Source organism: Nonomuraea sp. NPDC049709, assembly GCF_040674815.1.
In the GTDB taxonomy this organism is placed as follows: Bacteria; Actinomycetota; Actinomycetes; order Streptosporangiales; family Streptosporangiaceae; genus Nonomuraea.
Map to the genome: position 1 here is coordinate 1 of NZ_JBFANM010000045.1, position 14,274 is coordinate 14,274.

The following is a 14,274-nucleotide window of genomic DNA, read 5'->3' on the forward strand; positions in this document are numbered from 1 at the left end:
GGGCCAACTTCGACCTGCTCCGCAAACGCGTCCTCCTCGCACCATAACCGCTGATCACTCACAGCAACCGGACCACAGAAAGTGCGCCAGAACCCCCACTGGACGAACAACCTTGCCCCCATGGCCTTGGTCTGCTCGCCTTTGGCTGAGGACACGACCAGCAGTGCAGTCCGAGCACTGGCCAGCCAACTTCGTGAGGCGAAGGCCAAGCACCGCACCGAGGTCGCGGAGTTGCAGAAGGCACTGGCCGCTGCGCACGGCGAGAATCTCAGCCTGCGACGGCGACTTCAGGCGTATGAGGGGTGACACGAAGCGCGCGGAATGCGGCCGTGAGCGGACGGGCTGCCCTTGCGAAACCATTTGTGGACCGACTTGCTCCGCTGATGTACTGACGTCCCACCGTGAGTCTGCCGCGTACAGAGGTAGTAGTTGTGACGGGTTATAACGCGCTTGCCGAGGTGTACGAGTGGCTCATCTCGGATGCAAAGCTGGCTCCGGCCGACTTCGCTGCATCGTTCGATGACGTCCTCAGTCTCCTCCCGTCGAACGCTGACGTCCTCGATTGTTCGTGCGGAACCGGACAGTTGGCGGTCGGCCTCGCCGGTCTTGGCATGCAGGTTGTCGCAACTGACGCCAGCGAAGCGATGGTTCGCCGGACTGCGGAGTTGGCTGAGGAGTTCAAGGCATCTGTCCGGACAGTGCGAGCGGACTGGCAAGAGTTGCCCGACCACTTCGATGACGCCACCTTCGACATGGTGTTCTGCGTTGGTAACTCGCTGCACCATGCCGTGGGCGCGAGAGGCAGGGTTGCTGCTCTGGAGTCGATGTCACGGCTTCTGCGCCCTGGCGGGCGCTTGGTGCTCACCTCCCGTACTTGGGAACTTGTGAGGGCCAGAGGTTCCCGGCTGGACATCAGTGACCGACTCGTCCGCCGGAACGGTCGCAATGCCGTCGTGGTCTACCGCTGGGAGATTGCGCCGCATTGGGAGGACGAGCACCACATCGAGATTGCGATCGCGCAAGTTGATGCGGCTGGGTCGGTTCTTGTCCGCTCGGAACTGCTGTCGTGCTGGCCGTACCGATACGACGAACTCGAAGTCGAGTTGAACCGCGTCGGACTCCGGGCGGAAATGAGCACGTTCAACCCTGAGGCCGAGAACTACATGGTGGTGGCGAGCAAGGTATAGACAACGGGCTCGCAGTCCCTGGCCGGACCGCGCGGTTGCTCGCGGGAGACTTGAGCCCTCTCATCGGCAGATCCGGTAAACGGCTCGCAGCCTTGGACGGCGAATAGATGCACCACCGGTAAGAGTGTCAGCGGTATGTCATCGACGTTCTGACCTGCCTCAACATCGCTGATCTATGCGGTAGCTACAGATACCATGTGGTCGATGTCGAGATCTAGCGGGTCGGTCCAGACGCCGCCGTCGTAGGGACTGTGCCAGGTGCCGGATACCAGTCGGCACAGGGAATCGGTTTCGACGTTCTCCCCGTCCCGGACAAGCACCAGTTCGCGGGCGTCGCACTCACCCTGAACTCTGTCAGTGGATCTTCATCTCCTTATGGTGGTGCGGGGCACGGAGTAGCGGTGAGCAACCCGTTTCTTCGGTGAGCCAGGGTGAGGAACGAACCCTGGATCGTCGATCGCCCCCAAGCACGTACGGCGTCCAGCCATGCAGTGGCGATCGTAGGGCTGCATCTGTGCGGCGGTGCGGCAACCCCGGTCGGAGCGTTCGATTGGTACGGCGGGGCCGGCGCGCGGTGCCCGGCCCGGTGTCCCGCCGCCGTCCGGGACCGGCCCCCAGGCCGCACGCCCGGACGGCTGGCGGGCGGAGGGCCGGGGGTACGGCGGCGCGCCGCGCCGCCGCTTGACACCTACAAGAGCTATTCGGCAATGTTCGGGTCGAACACCGCAACCTTGCGGGCTTCGGCGATGAGTTCCACGAGGTCGGCCACGAGCTTGGGGCTTGCGGCGATCGTTGCTTGGGCAACGGTCATGCTGTGCGGGCTGCCGTCGAGATCGACCACCATGGCTCCCGCCTCACGAGCGATGATGACGCCTGCTGCGGTGTCCCAGGGATTGTTGCTGAGCATGATGTTGGCGTCGATCCTGCCGTCAGCCACCCAGGCGAGATCGATCGCGGCTGAGCCGAACATGCGGATGCGTTGAACGCGAGCGGCGAGTTCTTGGGTCAGGGCGAGCCGGGGCCGGTTCCGCTCGTGCGCGTTCTCGCCTACGGCGTAGTCGCCGATGGCCACGATCGCGGTCTGCAAGTCGCGGGCATCGCTGACCCGGATGTCGGAGCCGTTGGCGACAGCTCCGGCGCCTTCGGCCGCTGAGTAGCGGAGGTTGAGAAACGGCAGGTCGATCACTCCGAGTGTGGGTGTGTCCTTGTCGATCAGGCCGAGAGAGACGCCGCACAGCGGGATGCCGTGCAGGAAGTTGGCCGTTCCGTCCACGGGGTCCAGCGCCCACATCAGCCCGTCGCCCGTATGGCTGACGCCTTCCTCCTCGCCGAGGAATCCGATCTCAGGCGTCTCGCGGGACAGGAACTTCCGTACGGCATGTTCCACGGCGTAGTCCACCTCGGTCGCCATGTCCCGGTCTCCCTTGACCGTGATGACGCCGGGAGCCTTGGTGCGGATGATCTCGCCGGCGATCGATACGGCGCGTTCAGCGATGGGGAGAAAAGTTCGGGCGTCGATGGTCATACAGGTTTACTCCGCTCCCACATATCCCTGAACACCTGGTCGAAGATGGGGAACAGCCCCTCTGCGGCGGTGTTGTCTTTGATCGCGAACGTTGGTGAATCGACTCCGCGTGCCTGCGGTAGGTACGGCTGAACCACACACAACGCCCGATCCACGATGATCAAGTTGAATCGGATCGTCGCCTTCGTCGTCGCCGGGACCGTCGCGCCCATGACGACCTTCGACGCAACCGGGAGGGCCGCCTGATGGTGAACAAGGACAACCACCGCCGTTTCGGCAACGTCCGCAAGCGGGAGTCCGGGAGGACCAGATCCGCTACCCCGGACCGTACGGCCGAATGCGCACAGGCACCGAGACCTACGAGCGCAAGTCTGACGCGGAACGGGCGCTGTCGCTCATCGAGGCACAGGTCATCAAGGGGGAATGGAACGATCCAGATCGCGGCAAGATCAAGCTGCGGGAATACGCCGAGACCTGGATTGCCCAACGCCCTGGCTTGCGACCTCGAACTGTCGATCTCTATCGCTGGCTGCTCAAGAAGCACATCGCGCCCTATCTCGGCAACGTCCAGATAGCCAGATCAGCACGTCTACCGTTCGGCTGTGGCGGGCCGATCTGCTCGGCAACGCTGTATCCGCGAGTATGGCGGCCAAGGCGTACCGGCTGCTGAGGGCTGTTACTCATGACCGCCGCCGAGGATGACCGCATCATCCCGCACAACCCGTGCCGAATCCGCGGGGCCGGCGACGAGCATGCAGAAGAGCGTCCGGTGCTCACCGTCTCCCAGGTGTTCGAGCTCGCCGAGCGGGTGGGGCTGCGTCCGATCGGTAGCGTCCGCACGGTCAAGGACGGTGCATACCGGTTGCGCTTCCAGCGACACGGTGCGATGCGGACACATCCGGAGATCTTCCTCACCCAGGCGGAGGCCGAGCGGGCGCTGTGGAAGATGGCCATGGAGGGAAAGGCCGACTCGACCCAGGATCGGCGCTTCCGAGCGATGGTGCTTCTGGCCACCTTCGCGAGCTTGCGCTGGGGTGAGGTCAGCGCGCTACGCCGGATGGATGTCGATCTCAAGGCGCGTACGGTCCGCGTCCGGGTCGCCTTCGTCGAGCGCTCGGCTGGCGGGCTGATGCTGGGGCCTCCCAAGTCCCAGGCCGGACGCCGAACGGTCGGCATCCCGCAGAGCATCGTCCCCGTCCTCCAGGAGCACATGGACACCTATGTCCAGAGCGAGGCGGGCTCACTGATGTTCCCAGCGGCCAAGGGCGGGCCGATACGTCGCAGCGGCTTCAGCACGCGCACTCGGTGGGTGGATGTCGTCACGGAGATGGGCCTGCCGGGGCTTCATTTCCACGACCTGAGGCACACCGGGAACATGCTGGCCGCCGAGCCCGGCGCGGGGCTGAAGGACCTCATGGCTCGCATGGGGCACGACAACGTACGGGCGGCCATGATCTACCAGCACGCGGTCAGAGGAGCCGACGAGGCGATCACCAACGCCATCGACCGGCAACTCGAAGCACGCGACGATGACGACGAGGGCACGGCGGGCACACTGGTCCCGGCAGGGTGATCAAGAGCTAATGGCCCGTTAATGGCCCGCGAAGATCGAACGAGGCAGGAAACAACTAAGGCCCGAGTCGGGATTCACATCCCCACCTGGGCCTTGACACGGAGAGCGGGTGACGGGAATCGAACCCGCGCTGTCAGCTTGGGAAGCTGATGTTCTACCATTGAACTACACCCGCGTACGACCCGAAGTCGCGTCCCCCACTGTAGCGGAAACTTGGCGCACAACAGCAATCCCAGCCCCACACACTTTCGGCGCGACCGGTAAGTTGCTCACCGTGTTGCTATCTGACCGTGACATCCTCGCTGCGATCGACGCCGGACGGCTCTCCCTGGAGCCGTTCGATCCGGGCATGATCCAGCCCTCCAGCATCGACGTGCGGCTCGACCGCTTCTTCCGGGTGTTCGAGAACCACCGGTACCCGCACATCGACCCGTCCGTCGAGCAGCCGGATCTCACGCGGATGGTGGAGCCCGACGGGGACGAGCCGTTCATCCTGCATCCGGGTGAATTCGTGCTGGCCTCCACGTACGAGGTCGTCAGCCTGCCCGACGATCTGGCCTCGCGGCTGGAGGGGAAGAGTTCGCTGGGCCGGCTGGGGTTGCTGACGCATTCGACGGCCGGGTTCATCGATCCGGGGTTCAGCGGGCATGTGACGCTGGAGTTGTCCAACGTGGCGACGTTGCCGATCAAGTTGTGGCCGGGGATGAAGATCGGGCAGCTGTGCCTGTTCAAGCTCAGCTCCCCGGCCGAGCACCCGTACGGGTCCAGCAAGTACGGCTCCCGCTACCAGGGCCAGCGCGGCCCCACCCCGTCGAGGTCGTTCCGGAACTTTCACCGCACCAAGATCTGATTCAGATGAACAACAGGTGAACATCGGGGGAACAAGTAGGTGAGCGCAGCCGGTTGACCCGCCTCGCGCGCGGGGCTTTGCGATGCCCCCAAGCCACCGCAACCTGCCAAAAAGGCCCAAAACTACGCGGAACAGCGGTGTTGCACAACCAACGCCGGGTAGCCAGTAGGCGAAGGGGACATGAAGTTCGCATTTCGCCTGGTAAGCCATACCCTCTTCCACGGACCATCCCCGCACATCTGGAGAACGACGTGCGCCTGCGTCTCACGCCACGTGAGGACAGCTACTACGACCTGTTCGCCGACTCGGCGAACAACCTGGTCACGGCATCCCGTCTACTGGTCGAGATCATCAGTGACGGCTCGGACAGGGAAGCCCTGGCCGAGAAGATGCGCGCTTGCGAGCACGCCGGTGACGAACGCACTCATGCGATCATGAACCGGCTCAATGAGAGCTTCATCACTCCGTTCGACCGCGAGGACATCTACCGGCTGGCCTCGAACCTCGACGACGTGATGGACGCCATGGAGGCGGCCTCCGACCTCATCGTCCTGTACCAGATCGACCATCTCCCCAAGGACGTCGTACGACAGGTGGAGGTGCTGGAGCGGGCGGCGGAGCTGACCGCCGAGGCCATGCCGCGCCTGCGCTCGATGAAGAACCTCAACGAGTACTGGATCGAGGTCAACCGCCTCGAGAACCAGGGCGACCAGGTCTACAGGAGGCTGCTGGCCAAGCTGTTCAGCGGTGAGTACGACGCCCTCACCGTCATGAAGATGAAGGAGGTCGTCGACGCCCTCGAGGAGGCGGCCGACGCCTTCGAGCACGTGGCCAACACCGTCGAGTCGATCGCGGTCAAGGAAAGCTAGGCCCAGCTGTGGACCTCACGCTCGCCCTCGTCATCGGCGTGGTCGTCATCGCCCTTGTCTTCGACTACACCAACGGTTTCCATGACGCGGCGAACGCCATCGCGACCTCCGTCTCGACCCGGGCCCTGACCCCCAGGGCCGCGTTGTTCATGGCCGCGGCCATGAACTTCATCGGCGCCCATCTGGGCACCCAGGTCGCACAGACGGTCGGCAAGGGCATCATCGACGCGCCGAACGGCTCTCACGGCCTGGTGATCGTGGCCGCGGGACTGATCGGCGCGATCACCTGGAACCTGATCACCTGGTATTTCGGCCTGCCCTCCTCCTCCAGCCACGCGCTGATCGGTGGCCTGGTGGGCGCCGCGATGGCCTCGGCCAGCGTGGTGCACTGGGACGGCGTCCTCGAGAAGGTCGTGATCCCGATGATCCTGTCGCCGCTGGTCGGGTTCTCCCTGGCCGCGGTGATCATGATCGCAATATATTGGATCTTCCGCAACAGCCAGCCGGGCAAGACCAACCGCGGCTTCCGCTACGCGCAGACCGTCTCGGCCGCCGCCATGGCGCTCGGGCACGGGCTGCAGGACGCGCAGAAGACGATGGGTGTGATCTTCCTGTCCCTCACCGTCGGCGGTTTCGCCCAGCCGACGGATCCCATCCCGCAGTGGGTCATCCTCGCCGCCGCGGGGGCGATCTCGCTGGGGACGTACGCGGGTGGCTGGCGCATCATGCGTACGCTGGGCCGGCGCATCATCGCGCTGGACCCGCCACAGGGGTTCGCCGCGGAGTCGGCGGCGGCGACCGTGCTGTACGGGGCCGCCATCGGGTTCGGGGCACCCATCTCCACCACGCACACGATCACCTCGGCGATCATGGGTGTGGGGGCCACCAAGCGGCTCAGCGCCGTGCGGTGGGGGGTGGCGGGGAACATCGTGACCGCCTGGATCCTCACCATCCCGGCGGCCGCCCTGGTGGCCGCACTCTCCTACTTCGTGCTTCACGCGATCGTGGAGTAAGCCGGGTCTCCGCGACCACCCGGAAGGGCGGTCGCCACCCGTACGTCACCCGCCCCCGTACATCACGTCCACGTCCCAGCGGGCGAAGCCCAGGGACTCGTACAGACCGATCGCCGCCGTGTTGGCCTCGTCCACGTACAGCATCGCCTGGGCGAGGCCGCGCGAGCGCAGATGGTGCAGGCCGGCCAGGGTGAGCGCCTTGCCCAGGCCGGTGCCCTGCTGCGAGGGGTCGACGCCGACGACGTAGACCTCCCCGAGCGGTTCGTGCCCGTGGTCGGACGAGCCGTGGATCTTCGTCCAGTGGAAGCCGACGAGCCGGTCGTCGCGGAAGGCCAGGAAGAAGCCCTCGGGGTCGAACCAGGGCTCCTGCTCGCGCCGGAGCAGGTCGTCCACCGTCCAGGCGCCCTGCTCGGGGTGGTGGGCGAAGGCGGCGGCGTTGACCTTGAGCCAGCCCTCCTCGTCCCGCCCGGGCACGAACGTACGCAGGCTCACGCCCGCCGGCAACGTGTAGGGCGCCAGGGGCGCGAACAGGGAGCGGCGCATCTGCCAGAGGGAGCGGACCCGCTCGAAGCCGAAGGACGCGGCCAGGGCCCCGGCGCCCGCGTGGTCGCCGTGCGCCCACAGGCGGGGCCTACCGGCCGTCTGGTCCATGACCGCGCGCAGCAGGCTCGCGCCGTGGCCGCGGCGGCGGTGGGCCGGATGGATGACCAGTTCGACGCTCGGGCCCTCGACCTCGTCCGTCGGATCGACGTGCGCGTAGCCCGCCAGGGTCGTTCCCGCGTACAGCAGCAGGGAGCGGGCCTGCGGGTCCCCGCCGTACCGCAGGTGCAGCATCACGTGCTCGTTGAGCGGGCGGACGCCGTCGGCCTCCGTCGCCGCCGCCACCAGGCCGAGCACCTCGTCGACCGCTCGGTCGTCCAGCCGTTCCCTGATCTCCACGCGCGAGTTCACCGGACCTCCTCGGTCGGCCCCGTGCACGAAATCCTGCGTCTGCTTCGCTCACTCACGGAACGAACTCTAGGCGTCCGTCTGGCAAATAACGCCATGTGACAGCCCGGCAAATCGTTACCTTTGCGACATTGGTTGCATAGGTTCCGGCCGTAACGTCTTGGGGCATGACGTCTCGTTCCCTCCTCCGGCTGGCGCTGGCCGGAGCCGTCGCCTCGGGTGGTGTCCTGCTCGCCACCCTTCCGGCGGACGCGAGCAAGGCCCCCAAGACGGTTCCCGTCCGGCTGCTCGCGCTCAACGACTTCCACGGCAACCTCGAACCGCCGACCGGGTCCTCGGGCCGCATGGTGGACGAGCACGGCCACACGGTCGACGCCGGCGGCGCGGCCTACGTCGCCACGCACATGAAGGCCCTGTCCGACAGGAACACCATCGCCGTGGCCCAGGGCGACCTCATCGGCGCGACCCCGCTGATCTCGGCGGCCTATCACGACGAGCCGTCGATCGAGTTCATGGACAAGCTGGGGCTCAAGGTGGCCGCGGTCGGCAACCACGAGTTCGACGAGGGCTACACCGAGCTGCGCCGCATCATGGACGGCGGCTGCCACCCGGTGGACGGCTGCTCGCCCGCAGGCCCGTGGAAGGGCGCCAAGTTCGACTACGTGGGCGCGAACGTCCTGTTCAAGAACCCCAACGAGAGGACCGACGCGCTGGCGGCCCTCGGCGGGTCGAACTCGGCCCAGGTCAAGCAGGTCCTGCGGGACTGGGGCGTGCCCGCGCTGCCGCCGGTCAGCATCAAGTGGATGAACGGCGTGCCGATCGGCTTCATCGGGCTGGTCACGCAGACGACGCCGAGCATCGTCACGAGCGAGGGGATCAAGGACCTCAAGTTCGTGGACGAGGTCAAAGCCGCGAACGTGGCCTCCAAGCTGCTCAAGCTCGTGGGGGTGAAGGCCCAGGTCGTCCTGGTGCACGAGGGTGACCAGGTGACCGCCGGCCAGTCGCCCGACGCCTGCGCCGCCGTGCCGGGTGCGGGCAACCGCATCGCCACGCAGGTGGACGCCGAGGTCGACCTCATCCTGAGCGGCCACTCGCACCAGGCGTACCTGTGCAAGGTGAAGGACCCGGCGGGCAACGACCGCGTGTACTCGCAGGGCGGCTCGTTCGGCCGCGTCATCACGCAGGTGGACCTGCAGGTGAACGTCCGGACCCGGGAGATCGACCGCGCCTCGGTCGTCGCGGACAACCACGTCGTGACCCGCACGGTCGCCGCCGATCCCGAAATTTCGGCGTTCGTGCAGACGTGGAAGGACCGCGTCGCGCCCGTCGCGAACAAGGCGGTCGGCAGGATCAGTGCCGACATCACGAACGCGGCAGCGCCGTCGGGCGAGTCCCCCCTCGGCAACCTCATCGCCGACGGCCAGCTCGCCGCCACCAGGACGGGCGGCAACGCGCAGATCGCGCTGATGAACCCGGGCGGGGTGCGCGCGTCCCTGTCGTACGCCACCTCACCGGCCAACGAGGGCGACGGCGTCGTCACGTACGGCGAGGCGTTCACCGTGCAGCCGTTCAACAACCTGATGCAGGTCGTCACCCTGACGGGCGCCCAGCTGAAGACGGTGCTGGAGCAGCAGTTCACCGGCGGGCCGAACAACCAGGCGTTCACCAAGATCCTGCAGCCGTCGGCGAACTTCACCTACACCTACAGCCGCGGCGCCGCCTGGGGCTCCAAGATCTCCGACATGAAGATCGACGGGGTGCCGGTCACGGACACGCAGACGATCCGGGTCGCGGCCAACAACTTCCTGGTGGGCGGCGGTGATGCGTTCCTCGCCTTCCGGGACGGCGCCGACCTGTGGAGCGGGCCGCTGGACATCGACGCCTTCGTCGAGCAGCTCGGCAGGGACAACCCCATCGCCCCGCCGGCCACGAACCGCATCACCGTGGTCGACTGAGGACGATTCCCGCAAAGGGCCCGCCTCCCGTCAAAGGGGGCGGGCCTTCACCGTTTCCAGGCCAGCCATTTCCGCTCGACCTCCGCCTCCAGGTCCACCCCGTGATGGCGGGCCATGAGCAGCACGTGGCACACGACGTCGGCCAGCTCCGCGCGGAACTCGTCGCCGAGCTCCTCCTCCGTGCGCCCCTTCTGCCTGGCCCGGCCCGTGAGCATGAGGAACGCCTGGGTCAGCTCACCGACCTCCTCCTGCAGTTTCAGCAGGAACCAGGTGTCGTCGCGCTCGATGCCGATCTTGTCCGCGTAGCGCTGGGAGATGGACTCGATCTCGTCGGAGAGCTCGCGCAGATCCATGCCGCCGAGTCTAGGACCGGTGCAGCGGCAGGTCGGCCACGAACTTGGCGCCCGGTGAGTGGTCGGCGATCGTGAGGGTGCCGCCGTGGGCCGTGGCGATCTCCCTCGACAGGGGCAGCCCGAGGCCGCTGCCGCCCTTCTCCTTAGCCCTGGCGTCCTCCAGCCGGGTGAACCGCTCGAACACCAGCTCCCTGTCCTGCGGCGCGATCCCGTCGCCGTCGTCGGTCACCATGACGTACACGCGCTCCCCCTTCACCACCACGTCGACGTCGATCCGGGTCGCGGTGTGCCGGTCGGCGTTGTCGAGGAGGTTCGTCAGGAGGCGGTCGAGCTGCAGGGGCGAGCCGAGGACCGGTGCTCTCTCGCACAGGTGCAGGTAAATGGGGATCTCGCGGCCCACGCGGCGGCGTACCTGCTCCTCCACCAGGCCGCACACGTCCACCACGCGGCGCTGGGTGAGCGCGCCCGCGTCGAGCTTGGCCAGCATCAGCAGCTCGTCGATGATGCCGGTGAGGCGCTCGGCGGCGGCCAGGGCCCGCGCGCCGGTGGCCGGCCAGTCGGTCTCGTCCGGATAGGTGGTGGCCATCTCGAGCTGGGCCCGCAGGGCGGAGACGGGGCTGCGCAGCTCGTGCGAGGCGTCGGCGACGAAGCGGCGCTGGGTCTCGGCCGAGCGTTCGAGGCGGTGCAGGGTGTGGTTGGTGGTGGCGGCCAGGTCGGCGATCTCGTCGCCGGTGTCGGGTACGGGGACGCGCCGGCTGAGGTCACGGCCGGTGATCTCGGCCAGCTCGGCCCGGATGCGCTCGACCGGGCGCAGGGCGGACCTGACGGCGGCCCAGGTGACGCCCGCGACGACGAGCAGGACGAACGGGGTGCCGAGGAACACCAGGAGGTGGATCCAGCGCAGGGCCTGGCCGACGTCGTCGAGCGAGGAGGCCCCGTACACGGTGGCCGTCCCGGTGGGCGTGCGGACGGCGACGGCGGTCACCAGATGGTCGGCCGGGGGTTCACCCGGGTGGCGCGGCAGCTCCATCTCCCTGGTCTCGACGGTTTCGAGCCGGCGGGGCCTGAACGTCGTGATGCGCGTGCCGATGGGGAAGGAGGAACTGCTCGCGAGCACCTTGCCGGAGCCGGCGACCACCCCGAGGACCTGCACGCGTGGCGTCGTCCTGAGCACGCCGGGCAGCCTCCCCGTGCGTGCCTCGCCCGCCACCCGCCGCACGGCCAGCTCCACCCTCGCGTGGACGACCCCCTGCAGGTTGTCCGGCACGGTGGCGAGGGTGAGCGCGGACGTGCCGATGAGGACCACCGCGGCCAGCAGGGTCGCGATCGTGGTCAGGCGCGCCCGGATCGAGCGAGGAAACAACCGTCGTGCCATCGCACCCCACCCTCTGGTGATTACTGTGTGTGACATTTACCCGCAGCGGACGCACGCAACATGGCTTTTTGGCTTCAGTGATCATTCTCTGGATACTCTCCGTGCATCTTTCGCTGAAGGCGATTCCGCTGAGGGCGTGCACGCCTTCCGCGCGGGGGATCCAGCGGCCAGGGTGGGGTGCCATGAGGGTTCTGGTGTTGGGCGGCACGGAGTTCGTGGGTCGGGCGTTCGTCGAGGAGACGCTGGCGCTGGGGTGGAAGGTGACGACGTTCAACCGGGGCACCCACGAGCCGGTCGCGGGGGTGACGGCGTTGCGCGGCGACCGGTCGGCGCCCGGCGGGCTGGCGGCGCTGGCGCGCGGCGAGTGGGACGTCGTGGTGGACACCTGGTCGTGGGCGCCCTCGGCGGTCAGGGACACGGCCGCGCTGCTGGCCGGCCGGGCGGGCCACTACGTCTACGTGTCCAGCCGGTCGGTCTACGCCGATCCGGTGCCGTTCGGGGCCGACGAGAGCGCGCCCGTGGTGGCGGCCTCGGCTGACGACGGGGACGGCGAATACGCCAGGAACAAGGCGGGGGCCGAGCTGGGGGCCGTGGCCGCGTTCGGGGACCGGGCGCTGCTGGCCCGGGCGGGGCTGATCCTCGGGCCCTACGAGAACGTCGGGCGGCTGCCCTGGTGGCTGAGCCGGATCGCACGCGGCGGGCCGGTGCTCGCGCCCGCTCCCGGAGATCTCGGGCTGCAGCTCATCGACGCCCGCGACCTGGCCGTGTGGTGCCTGGAGGCGGCCGCGCGGGGCACCGGCGGGGCGTTCAACGTGGTGAGCCCGCCGGGCTTCACCACGATGCGGGAGCTGCTCGAAGCCTGCGTGACGGTGACCGGGTCCGGCGCCGAGCTGCGCTGGATCGAGGCGGAGCGGCTGCTGGCGGCCGGGGTGCAGCCGTGGACCGGGCTGCCCATCTGGCTGGTGGGCGACGACTACGACTTCATGCACGGGGGTGACGTGGCCAGGGCGGTGGCGGCGGGGCTGCGGGTGCGCCCGGTGACGGAGACGGTGGCCGACACGTGGGCCTGGCTGCGGAGCATCGGCGGGAAGGCGCCCATGCGGCCGGACCGTCCGCTCAAGGGCCTGGATCCGGCCCTGGAGGCGAAACTCCTGGCGGGGTGAGCCCGGGCCGGCGGGACGTGCGGCGGCTGCGTACGAGGTCGTAGAGGGCTGCCACCAGGGCGACGGAGACCGACAGCACCACCACGACCAGCCCGTGCCGGAACGCCGTCGTCCAGCCGTCCCCCAGCGCCCCGAAGAACGTCGAGCCCGCCGCCGCGATGCCGACGGCCGAGCCCAGCCGCTGCCCCGTCTGCAGCACCCCGGCCGCGCTCCCACCGCCGGCCGGTGGCACCTCCGACAGGGTGATGGCCTGGTTGGGCGAGATGACCAGGCCGCTGCCCATGCCCGCGAGCAGCAGCGGCAGCGCGGTCGCCAGCCCCACCCCCTGCCCGGGCACCAGCGCGGTGGCGCCCATCGTGGCGAGCAGCCCGGCGATCACCATCGACAACCCGATGGCGACCAGCCGCCGCCCCATCCGCGACACCAGGTGACCCCCGAGCATGGCGGCCGACGCCGAGCCGAGCGCGAACGGGGTGATCGACAGCCCCGCCTGCAAGGGGGTGTAGCCGTGACCGCTCTGCAGGTACAGCGTGAAGATGAAGAAGATGCCGGTGAAGCCGGAGAAGTAGAACAGCGCGATGGCCGAGCCCATGGCGTACGACCGCTTGCGGAAGAGGCTCAGGTCCACCAGCGGCTCGCGCCGGTAGAGCCGCTCCCACGTCACGAACCCGCCCAGCACCGCCAGCGCGGCCGGGATGAGCAGCCACTTGGCCGTCCCCTCCCACTGGTGCCGCTGGATGAACGGCAGCAGCAGCCCCGCCACGCCGACCCCGAGCAGCAGCACGCCCACCGGGTCCATGCTCTGGTGCCGCCGGTGCACGAGCTGCGGCCGGGGCAGCACCCGCCAGGCCAGCGGCAGCAGCACCATCCCGATGGGCACGTTCACCAGGAACACCCACCGCCAGCCGTTGTCGGGCCCGAACGCGGTCACCAGCGTGCCGCCGATCAGCGGCCCCGCGGCGGTGGAGACGCCGATGGTGGCGCCGAGCGCGCCGAAGGCCCGGCCCCGCTCGTACCCCTGGAACATCTGCTGGATCAGCCCCGAGACCTGCGGGTTGAGCATGCCGGCCGCCATGCCCTGGATCAGCCGGGACATGATCAGCACGTGCATGTTCCAGGCGAAGCCGCACGCGGCGCTGGAGACGGTGAAGAGCACCACGCCCCACATGAAGAGCGTGCGGCGGCTCCTGGCGTCGCCCAGCCGCCCGGCCGGGACCAGCAGGAGGCCGAACGTGAGCGCGTACCCGGACAGCGTCCACTGCAGCCCGTCCTCCGTGGCGCGCAGCCCCTCGCGGATCGACGGCAGCGCGACGTTGACGATGCTCACGTCGAGCCCCGTCATGAACGCGGCCACCAGGCACACACCCAGCGCCCGCTTTCGCGTGTCGAACTTGGACGCCCCCAACATTTGCGCTCTTGATTCCCTACAGATCGCGAAATATCGCCCACCCAGGATTTCTTTG

General features: G+C 68.1%; 14 protein-coding genes and 1 tRNA gene. 8 read left to right on the forward strand and 7 right to left on the reverse strand.

Annotation, left to right across the window (positions count from 1 at the left end; translation table 11 throughout):
• The first annotated feature begins 431 nt into the window (after positions 1-431).
• Positions 432-1,187, forward strand: a complete 756-nt coding sequence (locus AB0J69_RS37125) for a class I SAM-dependent methyltransferase (RefSeq protein WP_364127400.1) — start codon at positions 432-434, stop codon at positions 1,185-1,187.
• A 697-nt stretch (positions 1,188-1,884) separates the two neighbouring features.
• Here AB0J69_RS37125 and AB0J69_RS37130 read toward each other — a convergent pair.
• Together AB0J69_RS37130 and AB0J69_RS37135 are read right to left on the reverse strand one after the other, a co-directional pair.
• Complete coding sequence (locus AB0J69_RS37130; protein WP_364127403.1) at positions 1,885-2,712, reverse strand: inositol monophosphatase; 828 nt, start codon at positions 2,710-2,712, stop codon at positions 1,885-1,887.
• Positions 2,709-2,924: a DUF5919 domain-containing protein gene (locus AB0J69_RS37135; protein WP_364127405.1), complete on the reverse strand. Its 216-nt coding sequence runs from the start codon at positions 2,922-2,924 to the stop codon at positions 2,709-2,711. Before AB0J69_RS37135 ends, AB0J69_RS37130 begins: the two co-directional genes overlap by 4 nt.
• Positions 2,925-3,049: 125 nt before the next feature.
• Here AB0J69_RS37135 and AB0J69_RS37140 point away from each other — a divergent pair, with 125 nt between their 5' ends.
• Complete coding sequence (locus AB0J69_RS37140) at positions 3,050-3,382, forward strand: hypothetical protein (RefSeq protein ID WP_364127408.1); 333 nt, start codon at positions 3,050-3,052, stop codon at positions 3,380-3,382.
• Positions 3,383-3,394: 12 nt separating this feature from the next.
• On the forward strand, positions 3,395-4,285 hold the full coding sequence (locus AB0J69_RS37145; protein WP_364127410.1) for a site-specific integrase: 891 nt from the start codon (positions 3,395-3,397) through the stop codon (positions 4,283-4,285).
• A 104-nt stretch (positions 4,286-4,389) separates the two neighbouring features.
• Here the strand turns inward: AB0J69_RS37145 and AB0J69_RS37150 are convergent.
• Positions 4,390-4,460 (reverse strand) — tRNA-Gly (locus AB0J69_RS37150).
• 99 nt (positions 4,461-4,559) lie between these two features.
• On the opposite strand from AB0J69_RS37150, the gene dcd reads away from it, so the two are divergent.
• The 3 genes from dcd (at position 4,560) to AB0J69_RS37165 (ending at position 7,017) form a co-directional block, all read left to right on the forward strand.
• On the forward strand, positions 4,560-5,135 hold the full coding sequence (gene dcd / locus AB0J69_RS37155; RefSeq protein WP_364127413.1) for a dCTP deaminase: 576 nt from the start codon (positions 4,560-4,562) through the stop codon (positions 5,133-5,135).
• Between the two features lie 251 nt (positions 5,136-5,386).
• Positions 5,387-6,004, forward strand: a complete 618-nt coding sequence (locus AB0J69_RS37160; RefSeq protein WP_106243913.1) for a DUF47 family protein — start codon at positions 5,387-5,389, stop codon at positions 6,002-6,004.
• Positions 6,005-6,012: 8 nt separating this feature from the next.
• Positions 6,013-7,017: an inorganic phosphate transporter gene (locus AB0J69_RS37165; protein ID WP_364127415.1), complete on the forward strand. Its 1,005-nt coding sequence runs from the start codon at positions 6,013-6,015 to the stop codon at positions 7,015-7,017.
• 45 nt (positions 7,018-7,062) lie between these two features.
• On the opposite strand, the gene mshD is transcribed toward AB0J69_RS37165, so the two are convergent.
• Positions 7,063-7,968, reverse strand: a complete 906-nt coding sequence (gene mshD / locus AB0J69_RS37170) for a mycothiol synthase (protein ID WP_364127416.1) — start codon at positions 7,966-7,968, stop codon at positions 7,063-7,065.
• A 164-nt stretch (positions 7,969-8,132) separates the two neighbouring features.
• On the opposite strand from mshD, the gene AB0J69_RS37175 reads away from it, so the two are divergent.
• Entirely contained in the window at positions 8,133-9,920 is a 1,788-nt protein-coding gene (locus tag AB0J69_RS37175) for a bifunctional metallophosphatase/5'-nucleotidase (protein WP_364127419.1), read from the forward strand.
• 47 nt (positions 9,921-9,967) lie between these two features.
• Here the strand turns inward: AB0J69_RS37175 and AB0J69_RS37180 are convergent, their stop codons facing one another.
• Together AB0J69_RS37180 and AB0J69_RS37185 are read right to left on the reverse strand one after the other, a co-directional pair.
• Complete coding sequence (locus AB0J69_RS37180; RefSeq protein ID WP_364127422.1) at positions 9,968-10,273, reverse strand: pyrophosphatase; 306 nt, start codon at positions 10,271-10,273, stop codon at positions 9,968-9,970.
• Between the two features lie 10 nt (positions 10,274-10,283).
• Entirely contained in the window at positions 10,284-11,648 is a 1,365-nt protein-coding gene (locus AB0J69_RS37185; RefSeq protein ID WP_364127424.1) for a HAMP domain-containing sensor histidine kinase, read from the reverse strand.
• 182 nt (positions 11,649-11,830) lie between these two features.
• Here AB0J69_RS37185 and AB0J69_RS37190 point away from each other — a divergent pair, with 182 nt between their 5' ends.
• Entirely contained in the window at positions 11,831-12,811 is a 981-nt protein-coding gene (locus AB0J69_RS37190; protein WP_364127426.1) for an NAD-dependent epimerase/dehydratase family protein, read from the forward strand.
• Here AB0J69_RS37190 and AB0J69_RS37195 read toward each other — a convergent pair.
• Positions 12,765-14,219: an MFS transporter gene (locus tag AB0J69_RS37195; protein ID WP_364127429.1), complete on the reverse strand. Its 1,455-nt coding sequence runs from the start codon at positions 14,217-14,219 to the stop codon at positions 12,765-12,767. The two genes, AB0J69_RS37190 and AB0J69_RS37195, sit on opposite strands and share 47 nt — an antisense overlap.
• Between the last annotated feature and the right edge of the window lie 55 nt (positions 14,220-14,274).

What these genes read in the sequence shown, in the direction of transcription:
- AB0J69_RS37130 (WP_364127403.1), bottom strand. Translation starts at nt 2,712, where the DNA reads ATGACCATCGACGCCCGAACTTTTCTCCCCATCGCTGAACGCGCCGTA.
- AB0J69_RS37135 (WP_364127405.1), bottom strand. Translation starts at nt 2,924, where the DNA reads ATGGGCGCGACGGTCCCGGCGACGACGAAGGCGACGATCCGATTCAAC.
- AB0J69_RS37140 (WP_364127408.1), top strand. Translation starts at nt 3,050, where the DNA reads ATGCGCACAGGCACCGAGACCTACGAGCGCAAGTCTGACGCGGAACGG.
- AB0J69_RS37145 (WP_364127410.1), top strand. Translation starts at nt 3,395, where the DNA reads ATGACCGCCGCCGAGGATGACCGCATCATCCCGCACAACCCGTGCCGA.
- AB0J69_RS37175 (WP_364127419.1), top strand. Translation starts at nt 8,133, where the DNA reads ATGACGTCTCGTTCCCTCCTCCGGCTGGCGCTGGCCGGAGCCGTCGCC.
- AB0J69_RS37180 (WP_364127422.1), bottom strand. Translation starts at nt 10,273, where the DNA reads ATGGATCTGCGCGAGCTCTCCGACGAGATCGAGTCCATCTCCCAGCGC.
- AB0J69_RS37185 (WP_364127424.1), bottom strand. Translation starts at nt 11,648, where the DNA reads ATGGCACGACGGTTGTTTCCTCGCTCGATCCGGGCGCGCCTGACCACG.
- AB0J69_RS37190 (WP_364127426.1), top strand. Translation starts at nt 11,831, where the DNA reads ATGAGGGTTCTGGTGTTGGGCGGCACGGAGTTCGTGGGTCGGGCGTTC.
- AB0J69_RS37195 (WP_364127429.1), bottom strand. Translation starts at nt 14,219, where the DNA reads ATGTTGGGGGCGTCCAAGTTCGACACGCGAAAGCGGGCGCTGGGTGTG.